Origin of the sequence: Methanobrevibacter sp., assembly GCF_017432245.1 — an archaeon.
In the GTDB taxonomy this organism is placed as follows: Archaea; Methanobacteriota; Methanobacteria; order Methanobacteriales; family Methanobacteriaceae; genus Methanobrevibacter.
On the sequence record NZ_JAFRJO010000035.1, the window covers coordinates 20,050 to 31,102 of the forward strand.

11 protein-coding genes are annotated in these 11,053 nt (G+C 35.3%); 5 read left to right on the forward strand and 6 right to left on the reverse strand.

Translation table 11 applies throughout. The annotated features are described in order from the left end of the window. Positions 1-112: 112 nt before the first annotated feature. The 6 genes from IJI80_RS03135 to rfbD form a co-directional block, all read right to left on the reverse strand. Positions 113-1,009 carry a glycosyltransferase family 2 protein gene (locus IJI80_RS03135; protein WP_292787571.1) on the reverse strand — a complete coding sequence of 299 codons (897 nt, stop codon included), beginning with the start codon at positions 1,007-1,009 and terminating at the stop codon, positions 113-115. A gap of 75 nt (positions 1,010-1,084) precedes the next feature. Next, positions 1,085-2,068: a glycosyltransferase family 2 protein gene (locus IJI80_RS03140; protein ID WP_292787572.1), complete on the reverse strand. Its 984-nt coding sequence runs from the start codon at positions 2,066-2,068 to the stop codon at positions 1,085-1,087. Positions 2,069-2,152: 84 nt separating this feature from the next. After that, on the reverse strand, positions 2,153-3,160 hold the full coding sequence (rfbB, locus tag IJI80_RS03145; RefSeq protein WP_292787574.1) for a dTDP-glucose 4,6-dehydratase: 1,008 nt from the start codon (positions 3,158-3,160) through the stop codon (positions 2,153-2,155). An 82-nt stretch (positions 3,161-3,242) separates the two neighbouring features. Beyond that, a complete protein-coding gene (gene rfbC, locus IJI80_RS03150) occupies positions 3,243-3,806 on the reverse strand; it encodes a dTDP-4-dehydrorhamnose 3,5-epimerase (RefSeq protein WP_292787575.1) in 564 nt (187 codons plus the stop codon). Between the two features lie 79 nt (positions 3,807-3,885). Then, entirely contained in the window at positions 3,886-4,758 is an 873-nt protein-coding gene (gene rfbA / locus IJI80_RS03155; RefSeq protein WP_292787578.1) for a glucose-1-phosphate thymidylyltransferase RfbA, read from the reverse strand. 77 nt (positions 4,759-4,835) lie between these two features. Continuing rightward, positions 4,836-5,696, reverse strand: coding sequence for a dTDP-4-dehydrorhamnose reductase (gene rfbD / locus IJI80_RS03160; protein WP_292787579.1), 861 nt, complete (start codon positions 5,694-5,696; stop codon positions 4,836-4,838). 239 nt (positions 5,697-5,935) lie between these two features. Here rfbD and IJI80_RS03165 point away from each other — a divergent pair, with 239 nt between their 5' ends. The 5 genes from IJI80_RS03165 to IJI80_RS03185 all read left to right on the forward strand — a co-directional run. Continuing rightward, on the forward strand, positions 5,936-7,195 hold the full coding sequence (locus IJI80_RS03165; protein WP_292787581.1) for a nucleotide sugar dehydrogenase: 1,260 nt from the start codon (positions 5,936-5,938) through the stop codon (positions 7,193-7,195). A gap of 114 nt (positions 7,196-7,309) precedes the next feature. Then, entirely contained in the window at positions 7,310-8,593 is a 1,284-nt protein-coding gene (hacA, locus tag IJI80_RS03170) for a homoaconitase large subunit (RefSeq protein WP_292787583.1), read from the forward strand. A gap of 20 nt (positions 8,594-8,613) precedes the next feature. Then, the gene (locus IJI80_RS03175) at positions 8,614-9,099 is read left to right on the forward strand and encodes a 3-isopropylmalate dehydratase small subunit (protein ID WP_292787585.1); all 486 of its coding nucleotides are present in this window, start codon (positions 8,614-8,616) and stop codon (positions 9,097-9,099) included. 81 nt (positions 9,100-9,180) lie between these two features. Next, a complete protein-coding gene (locus IJI80_RS03180) occupies positions 9,181-10,170 on the forward strand; it encodes an isocitrate/isopropylmalate family dehydrogenase (RefSeq protein WP_292787587.1) in 990 nt (329 codons plus the stop codon). Positions 10,171-10,200: 30 nt separating this feature from the next. Continuing rightward, positions 10,201-11,053, forward strand: an 853-nt coding sequence (locus tag IJI80_RS03185) for a glycosyltransferase family 2 protein (protein ID WP_292787589.1), incomplete at its 3' end; no start/stop codon positions are given.

Below are 11,053 nucleotides of genomic sequence, written 5' to 3' on the forward strand. Positions count from 1 at the left end.
ATCAACTTGAGTTTTATACAATAATAGATTTAAAAACTATTATTTATAAAATTACCTATTAATAATATACATTATTAAGTTAACTTTTAATAATATCCATTTAAAAATAAAATCAAGACCTTATAGCGTTTCTGATTAAATTAAAAATCAATAAAACACCAATGCCAATATAAACGGCAATATTGACAAATATATTGTACTTTTTAGTATAATGTTTCCTATAAAAGATATACATTGCTCTATAGAATTCATAAATAAGCTTTGGATTTCTCTTTTTGGTCTTTTTGTCTTCACTGCTTGCGCCCTTATAGTGAATTATCTCCGCTTCACCAAAGTAAACGATTCTCCATCCCGCCTGTTTTATCCTATAACACCAATCAATGTCTTCTCCATACATGAAGAAAGTGTCATCCAAAAGACCGATATCATCAATTGTTGTTTTTCTAACGAGCATGAATGCCCCTACCAAGCAGTCGATTTCATAAACCCCATCATCATCCAGATCATCAAGGTTATAATCGTCTTTTCCACTCTTAGTTTTAACATTGAACAATTTATAAAAAGAATTAGCAGGATTTGGAAAACTGCGTTTGCATGCTTTATCAAGAGATCCGTCTGAAAGTGAGACCTTACATCCCAATGCACCGACATCAGCATTTGAACCTTTGGTCATATAATCCATACATTTGTCGATTGTAGCTTCCTTTACTAGTGTATCTGAGTTTAAGAGAAGTATATACTCTCCTTCAGCTTGCTCAATAGCTAAATTGTTAGCCTTTGCAAAACCATCATTGCTGGAGTTGGCTATAACCTTAAGTATCCCTCTTGAAATTTCATCCTTAAAGTATTCCTCTAGCTTTTCCAAGCTGTCATCAGTTGACTTATTGTCTACAAGAAAGATTTCATATGTATAATGAGTCGGCTCAGCCAAGCATGAATCAATAGTCTCCTTTGTTAATTTGAAGGTATTGTAATTGACAATGATGATTGATAAATCTAATTTTCGCATTTTCTTACACCTAAAGTAAAGCATTTATTTCCTTAAATAATTAAAAGGGATTTTTTTACACCTAAAGTAAAGCATTTATTTCCTTAAATAATTAATAGTATTTTTTATAAGTTTCCATTCTATTTTAAAGTAATTTTTCCAGTTTTTTCTTAAAAATGGGGTTTTTGTTAATTTTTTTCTATTCCCTAATCCATCCTTGATTCCATCCAAGTAAATGGAACCGTATCCTTTCCTAACAAAGAAAAGGTATTTTATTAAAAATCCAAGGAATAGGAATATGAAATTGATAATCTTTTGTAAAATTGGGAAGTTCTTATAAATCAGGAATACGTTGTTACGGGCTGCCAATCTGATCTTGAATTCATTGTATCTGCTTCCGCTTGTTCCACTTCCATAATGATAAACAATTGAATTTGGGCAGAAGTAATTCTTGTATCCGTATATCTGAGACCTGTAAGCCAAGTCTATATCCTCTACATAGGCAAAGAAATTCTCATCAAAAAGTCCTATTTCCTCTAGGACTGATTTTCTATACAATGCAGCCCCTGCACAGGATGAAAATATTTCCCTTTTCTCGTTATACCCTTCTATAGGCTGACCGTCCCCTATCTTTTTAGTCCAAGCAAGTATAGTGTACTCATCTCCAGCATCATCAATCAATTTCCTATTGTAGTGCTGAATCATCTTTGACTGGATTGAAAACGGATTTTCCCCTAAATCAATTGACTCGTCCATAGCCTTGATGATTTCTTCCAAAGCGTTCCATTCAAGTTCCACATCATTGTTTACTGAATATATGTATTCACATTTAGCTTGTCTTATCCCCTGATTTACTGCAGGGGCAAATCCTAAGTTATCCTCATTTTTTATAAGAACTATGTCAATTGGATAGCTGGAACTATTCATAAACTCTTCAATGAATTCTATGCTTCCATCAGTAGAATTGTTGTCAATTATAATGATTTCTTCAATAAATCTGCTTTGAATCAATAATGTTTCAAAATAGCTATTCAAGAATTTCAAACCATTGTAATTTGGTGTAACTACTGATACTTTCATAAAATCACTTTTCGAGCAAAAATTTTAAAAATTTAATTTTTTAGACATTTTTTATTTTTTTAATTTATAATAAGCAAAAAATAATTATTTTTTAGAATACATCTTCTCATAATATTCCTGATATTCACCGGATTTCACCTTTTCCATCCAATCCTGATTGTCCAAATACCAATTGATCGTTTCTATGATTCCTGTTTCAAATGTGTATTTAGGCTTCCAGCCTAATTCCTCAGTTATTTTAGTGGAATCAATTGCATAGCGTCTGTCATGGCCTAATCTGTCTTTAACGAATTTAATCAATGATTCGCTCTTGCCAAGCTCTTTTAAGATAAGCTTTACAATTTCAATGTTTTCCTTTTCATTATGCCCGCCGATATTATAGACCTCACCTAATTTCCCTTTATGGAGAACAAGGTCAATAGCTGTACAATGGTCATAGACATGCAACCAATCCCTAATGTTCTTTCCATCACCATAAACAGGCAATTCCTTATCCTCTAAAGAATTTGAAATCATTAAAGGGATAAGCTTTTCAGGGAATTGATAAGGGCCATAATTGTTTGAGCATCTTGTAATGTTGATTGGCAAGCCGAATGTTTCTCCATAGGCTCTGACCATTAAATCTGCACCGGCCTTTGAAGCGGAATATGGGCTGTTTGCCTTAAGTGGGCTTTCTTCTGTGAAATATCCTTCTTTGGGAAGGCTTCCATAGACTTCATCTGTAGAAACCTGTAAGAACTTCTTGATCTTGTGCTTTTTGGCAGCATCCAACAATACTTGAGTTCCAATAATATTGGTCTTGATGAATATTTGAGGATCTTCAATGCTGCGGTCTACATGACTTTCGGCAGCAAAATGCACTATATAATCAGTATCCTTGACAATGGAATCCACCAACTCTGCATCTTGAATGTCCCCTTTAACAAATGTATATTTCGGATTGTTTTCAATATCCTCCAAATTTTCAAGATTTCCACAGTATGTAAGGGCATCTAAGTTAACAATCTCATAATCAGGATACTTTTCAAGCATATACTTTACAAAATTGCTTCCTATAAATCCTGCTCCACCTGTTATTAAAACTTTAGTCATATAAATCACATATTGAATAAATAATTGTTAATAATTGATAATCTAAATTGTAATCATTAAAATGATAAACGTGAATAACTAATTAGAAATCAGTTTCAGTTTCCTTCATTGGTTTCCATAACTTGTCCTTATCAGATAAAAGGATGTTTTCCTCTCCGATTCCATCCAATGGCCAATCAATAGCTATATCCGGATCATTCCAAATGATTCCTCCCTCATCTTCACCATTATAGAAATCGGTGCATTTGTAAACAAATTCCGCCTCATCAGATAATACCAAAAATCCATGAGCAAATCCCTTTGGTATGAAAAGCTGTTTCTTATTCTCCTCAGAAAGAATCTCACCAATCCACTTTCCATAAGTTCCTGATTTCTTTCTAAGGTCAACAGCAACATCAAAAACCTCACCTTTGATTACACGAACCAATTTTCCTTGAGGTTGAGTGTATTGAAAATGAAGCCCCCTTAAAACTCCTTTTGATGATTTTGATTGATTATCCTGAACAAAGGTCAAGTCAATGCCTTCCTCCTTGAAGTCATTTTCATTATAGGTTTCCATAAAGTATCCTCTCTCATCACCAAAAACTGTTGGCTCAACAGTGAAGACGCCTTCAATTTCACTTTTAGTTATCTTGAATTTACCCATTTTTACACCTGATTGATAAAATTTGATATAAAATTTATTAAATCTGATATAAAGATTAATTAAATTTAATTAAATTTGATTATAATTTTCTGTCAGCCAGTTCAATTAAATATTGGCCATATTCGGTCTTTTCAAGAGGCTTTGCTAATCTCAATAAATCTTCCTTATCGATATAACCTTTTAAATAAGCTATCTCTTCCAAACAAGCTATAAATAAACTTTGTCTTCTTTGTACGGTTTCAATGAAGTTACTTGCCTCAAGCAAACCGTCATGAGTTCCAGTATCTAGCCAAGCCATTCCCCTACCGAGCAATTCAACCTTAAGCTTTCCTCGCTTAAGATACTCTTCATTGATTGAGGTGATTTCAAGCTCTCCCCTTAGGGATGGCTCCACATTCTTTGCTATTTCAATGACATCATTGTCATAGAAATAAAGTCCTGGAACGATATAATTGGATTTAGGATGCTGTGGCTTTTCTTCAATGGACAATACATTCCACTCCTTGTCGAACTCCACTACACCAAATTCTTCAGGTCTGTTTGTATAATAACCAAAAACAACTGCACCTTCTTCAAGAGCACATGCCCTTTCCAAGATTTCTGTAAATCTATGTCCATGGAATACATTGTCTCCTAAGATAAGAGCAACATTGTCGTCACCAATGAATTCCTCACCAATGATGAATGCTTCAGCCAAGCCATTAGGAGTTTCCTGCTCAGCATAAGAGAAAGACATTCCCAAATCAGAACCGTCTCCCAATAATTCCTTATACATTGGCAAGTCTCTTGGAGTTGAAATGATAAGAATATCCTTAATGTTAGCTAGCATTAAGACGGATATTGGATAATAAATCATCGGTTTATCATATAAAGGCAAGAGCTGTTTGGAAATAGCCTTTGTAATTGGATATAATCTTGTTCCAGCACCACCAGCCAATACGATTCCTTTCATATAATCACTCACTTTTATAAAGATTAATTTGTATTTATTAAAATTTTTTGTAAAATAATTTAAGATTTTTAAATCAGTCAGATCTTTCTAAGTCTTTTGAAGAAGTTATATAATGATAAATATGCTCCTAAAGCTTCTTTATAATCTCTCATTGGAACAAATCCTGATGCATTCCATTTTTTATTATCTAAAACTGAATAATGAGGTCTTGGAGCAGGTCTTGGGAATTCCTCAGTGCTTACTGGAATGACATTGACATCAAGATTGGATAATTCAAATATCAACTTCGCAAAATCATACCAGGAACATTCCCCTTCATTTGTCACATGGTAAATTCCATACTTATCGCTGTGCAATAGATTGGTGATTGCAACAGCCAAATCCAAGGAATATGTTGGAGAGCCAATTTGATCATTGACAACAGTTATCTCATCATGAGTCTCTGCCAAATCCAACATTGTCTTTACAAAATTGTTTCCATGAAGGCCATATAGCCATGCAGTACGAAGAATGAAATACTTGTCAGTGTTTTCCTGAATGAATTTCTCTCCTTCCAATTTTGTTTTCCCATAAGCGCTTTGAGGACCTAGCTTATCAGTTTCAATAAGAGGAGTTCTTTTGTTTCCATCAAAAACATAATCTGTGCTGATATGGACTAAAGGAATGTCTTGCTTCCTGCAAGCAATGGCTAAATTTTTAGGGCCTATTGCATTTACAGCATATGCCTCATCATAGTGGCTTTCACAATCATCAACAGCAGTATAAGCTGCAGCATTAATGACTAAATCCGGTGATTTTTCACAGATGAGATCCATCACCTTCTCTTCATCACTAATATCCAAATCCTTAGAACCGGTAGCGATCAATTCAAAGTTTTTAAGAACCTCTCTTAAATCAGAACCTAACATTCCATAGGCACCAGTTATCATTATTTTCATAAAATTCCTCAAATTAAATTAAAATTTACATAAGTCATTAAAAGTAAATTTAAAACATTATAATATAATTTTTAGTTTTATAAAATATAAATATATTCTATAATAAATAGGATTTATATAAAATATTTATATTGAATAAAAATCATAAATAAAATCGTATAAACTAATAATACTTTAAAAAAGTTTTATTTTAAAAATAATTTAAACGATGACAAAATAAAACATTCAGGGCGATATTTATGAAAATTTGTATTGTAGGTCAAGGTTACATTGGATTGCCAACAGCAGCTTTGTTTGCTAAAAATGGCTGTGAAGTCCTTGGAGTAGACGTGAATGAAGAGATTGTTGATAAGTTAAACCAAGGAATTGCTCACATTGAAGAGCCGGGAATTACAGAAGCTATTGAAAATGCAGTGAAAAAAGGACACTATCGAGCTTCATTGAAGCCAGCGGAGGCAGACACATTTATCATCACAGTTCCTACACCTTATGTTAAAGAGGACTTAAGCTGTGACTTAAGCTATGTGATATCTGCATGCCAATCCATCTTGCCTGTCTTAAATAAGGGAAATGTTGTTATCATTGAATCTACAATAGCTCCTATGTCAACTGATGAAATAATTAAGCCGATTTTTGAAAATGAGGGATTTGTAATTGGAGAAGATTTATTCCTTGCTCATTGCCCTGAAAGAGTTCTCCCTGGACAAATCATGGAAGAATTGGTTAACAACAACAGAATCGTTGGTGGAATAACAGAAGAATGCAGCCGTAAAGCTGCAGATGTTTACAGAACCTTTGTTGAAGGGGAAATAATCGAAACTGAAGCAAAAACTGCAGAATTGTCCAAATGTATGGAAAACACCTTTAGAGACGTTAACATTGCACTTGCAAATGAACTTGCAAAGATAGGTGCAGAGATTGGAGTTAACGCACTTGATGTTATTGAAATGGCTAACAAGCACCCAAGAGTGAATATCCATAGCCCAGGCCCTGGTGTAGGTGGACACTGTCTTGCAATCGATCCGTATTTCATCTATGCAAAAGCTCCTGAAACCGCTAAGATAATCAAGTTGGCAAGGGATACAAACAACAGCATGCCAGGATTTGTAATTGAAAACACCGGCAAAATACTATCAAAGCTTGATGAGGATGCAGAAAAGATCTCTGTGTTTGGAGTGGCATATAAGGGGAATACAGATGATGCAAGGGAAAGCCCAGCATTTGAAATAATAACTGGATTGAAGGCAGCAGGATACGAAATAGCTATCCATGACCCTCACTTTGACAATCCTGATTACTTTGATTTTGATGAAGCAACCAAAGACTCATCATTGGTTTTAATCCTAACAGACCATGACCAATTCAAGAACTTGGATTATGAATCATTGTCTAAAAACATGAAAACAAGAATCATCTTTGACACTAAAAACATAATCAAGGAAGTGCCAGATGACATTACTTTAATAAATTATGGAAATTTGTATAAATACAACAAATAATGAAAGAAATAGAAGAAATTATGGAAATTTATTAAATATAACAAATAAACCCATTATACTAAAAACCTATTATGCTAACTAACTATCATTAACTCTTTTTAAATGAGGTGAAATATGTCAACAATTGCTGAAAAGATATTTGCAAGAGCTTCCGGCAAAGGAGAAGCTGAAGCTGGTGATATTGTCATGGCAGATATCGATATAGCTATGATGCATGATTTGACTGGACCTCTCGCAGTTGAATCATTCGAAAAAATAGGAACTGAAAAGGTATGGGATTCCTCTAAAATAGTGATTCCATTTGACCATCAGGTTCCAGCAGATTCTTTAGATTCCGCAAACAATCATATATTGATGAGAAAATTTGTAAAGGAACAGAAAATTGAAAACTTCTACGATGTAAAGGAAGGGGTTTGTCATCAGGTCTTGCCTGAAAAGGGACATGTAATACCTGGAACCGTTATTGTAGGTGCAGACTCACATACCTGTACATATGGAGCGCTAGGTGCATTTGCAACTGGAATCGGCTCTACAGATATGGCAATGGTCTTGTCAACCGGACAGTTATGGTTCAAGGTGCCTGAAACAATCAGATTCAATGTTGAAGGCAAGCTTAAAGAGAACACATCAGCAAAGGATGTGATCTTGAACATCATAGGCCAAGTTGGAGCAGATGGCGCTACCTATAAGTCATGTGAATTTGCAGGAGAGACAATCTCCAACATGAGCATTTCAGATAGAATGGTCCTATCAAATATGGCAATTGAAATGGGAGGAAAAACAGGCCTTATAGAGCCAGATGAAAAGACATATGATTACCTTAAAGATCGTGTAAGCGGTGAAAACAAGAATAGGTTAAAGGCATTTATTGAAAAATCCAACCTTAAAAGCGACCTTGATTCTCCAAGCCTTGAAATTATGGATATTGATGTAAGTGAACTTGAGCCGCAAATAGCTTGTCCTCATAATGTGGATAATGTAAAGCCTGCAAGCGAGCTTGGTGATGTTGAGCTCGATCAAGTCTTTATTGGCTCATGCACAAACGGGAGAATTGAAGACTTGAGAGATGCAGCAAGAATATTGAAAGGAAAGAAGATAGCAAATGAGCTTAGAATGTTGGTCATTCCTGCCTCTAAGGAAACTTACCTTAAGGCATTGGATGAAGGATTAATCAAGATATTTGTAGAAGCTGGTGCCCTTGTTTCAGCACCATGCTGTGGACCATGCCTTGGTGGCCATACCGGCCTTATAGGACCTGATGAGGTAAGTCTTTCAACATCAAACAGAAACTTTAAGGGAAGGCAAGGAAGTCCAGAGGGAAAAGTTTACCTATCTTCAGCTAAAGTGGCTGCACAGTCAGCTATAGAAGGAAGAATCGCTCTTCCTAAGGAGGAATAAATCTATTCAGAGGTAATAACATGAAAGGAAAGGTTTGGAAATTTGGAAATGACATTGATACAGACATTATTCTTCCAGGAAGATACTTAATTTACACTGATGAGGAAAGGTTATCAGAGCATTGCATGGAAGGATTGGTACCTGACTTTAAGTCAAAAGCAAACGCAGGTGACTTCATTCTTGGAGGAAGCAATTTCGGATGCGGTTCAAGCAGAGAGCATGCTCCAATAGCTATTAAAGGATGTGGAATATCTGCCGTAATAGCCGAATCCTTTGCAAGAATCTTTTATAGAAATGCAACAAATGTTGGAGTTCCACTTTTGGAAGCACCTGGAGTGTCTGAACTCATTGAAGATGGTGAGGAAATCGAAGTTGACATGGAAAAGGGATTGATCATTTCAGAAAGCGGAAAGGAAATTGAATTTAAGAAATTACCTCCATTCATGCTTGAAATCCTTGAATCCGGTGGTTTGATCAATTACTTAAAAAATCAAAAGAATGAATAATTATTCTTAATAACAATTCTAAAATTATTCTAAAAACAATTATCAATAATTATTTTTTTATTATCATAATGAGGTTAAAAAATGTATAATATTGCTGTAATTCCAGGAGATGGAATTGGTAGAGAAGTTATGGATGCTTGCATAAAAGTATTGGATTCATTGGATATTGACTTTAACTTCACTTATGGTGAAGCTGGAGACGAATGCCTTGAAAAGAATGGTGAAGCTTTGCCAAATGAAACAATAGAGCTTGCAAAAAATGCAGATGCATGCCTCTTTGGAGCTGCAGGAGAAACTGCTGCAGATGTTATTGTAAGACTTAGACAGGAATTGAACCTGTTTGCAAACCTAAGGCCTGTCAAATCATATCCAAACACCAATGCCCTTTTTGACAATCTTGACTTTATGATCGTAAGGGAAAACACCGAAGGAATGTATATTGCAAAGGAAGAGGAATATACTGAAGAAGGTGCAATAGCTAGAAGAATCATCACCAAGAAAGCTGAAAGAAGGATTATCGATTATGCTTTCCAATACGCTAAAAACAACAACAAGTCTAAGGTCACTGGAGTCCATAAGGCAAATGTCTTGAAAGTGACTGATGGACTGTTCAAGGAAATATTATACGAAGTGGCTAAGGACTATGAAGGTGAAATAGAAGTGGAAGACTTCTATGTGGATGCCACTGCAATGTATCTCATCACAAGACCTGAAAGCTTTGAAGTCATCGTTACCACAAACCTCTTTGGAGATATCCTATCAGACGAGGGAGCAGGTCTCGTAGGTGGATTAGGCATGATTCCATCCGGAAACATTGGAGAGGATGGAGCATTGTTTGAACCTGTTCACGGTTCCGCACCAGACATTGCAGGTCAAGGAATTGCAAATCCAATGGCTATGCTTCTATCAGCTTGCATGATGCTAAACTACTTGAAGGAATATGAAGCTGAAGAAAGCTTAAATGATGCAATACTTGAGGTCTTGAATGAAGGAAAAACCTTAACCCCAGACCTTGGAGGAAGTGCAAGCACTAGTGAAGTGGCTGAAGCAATAATCAATGCATTGAATTAACTTACGTTCATAAAAAATAAGTGATCTTAAATGACCAATCCAAAAATATCTGTTATTCTATCCGCTTACAATGAAGAGAAATTCATTAGAAAGGCCATCGAAAGTGTAGTGAACCAAACATTGAAAGATATAGAAATTATCATAATCAATGATGGATCAACTGACAATACCTTAGAGATTATCAATAGCTATGCAGAAAAGGACAACAGAATAGTAGTCATTGATCAGGAAAACATCGGCCTTGGAGCAAGCAGGAATAAGGGCATGAAAATAGCTCAAGGGGAATATGTCACTTTTCTTGACGGTGATGACTGGTTTACAGAGGAAGCCTTCGAAATCGCATATGATGAAGCAAAGGCTAAGGATACAGACATGACCATGTATCAGATGATCAATTATGATGACGAGACCGGAAGAGTCTATGAAAACGATTGGTTTAACTTGAATAATCTTGATGAAAGCTTTGATGATGTCGTGTTTTCACCTGAGAAAACAAAGGATTTCCTATTTGACCTATCAGTGAGCAGCTGCCAAAAGATTTATAGAAACAGCTTCTTGAAATCAATTGACGCAAGCTTTCCAGAGGGAATATACTTCGAAGACATGCCATTTTTCTTTTATGTCTATCTTAAGGCAGAAAGGATTTCAATCATCAGAAAGCATTTCTATTACAGAAGAAAGCATAATCTTTCAATAACTCATGTAGTTGATGCAAACTACTTGGACACTGTTGAAGCAGGACGCGAACTTATGAGAAGAATGGTGGAAAATGGCTTCTATGAAGACTACAAGTTCGACCTTTTAGCCTACAAGATCAATGGTCCGAGAATGGCACTTATGGACATTACAGAAGATTCAAAGGAACCTTTATTCAATCTAATAA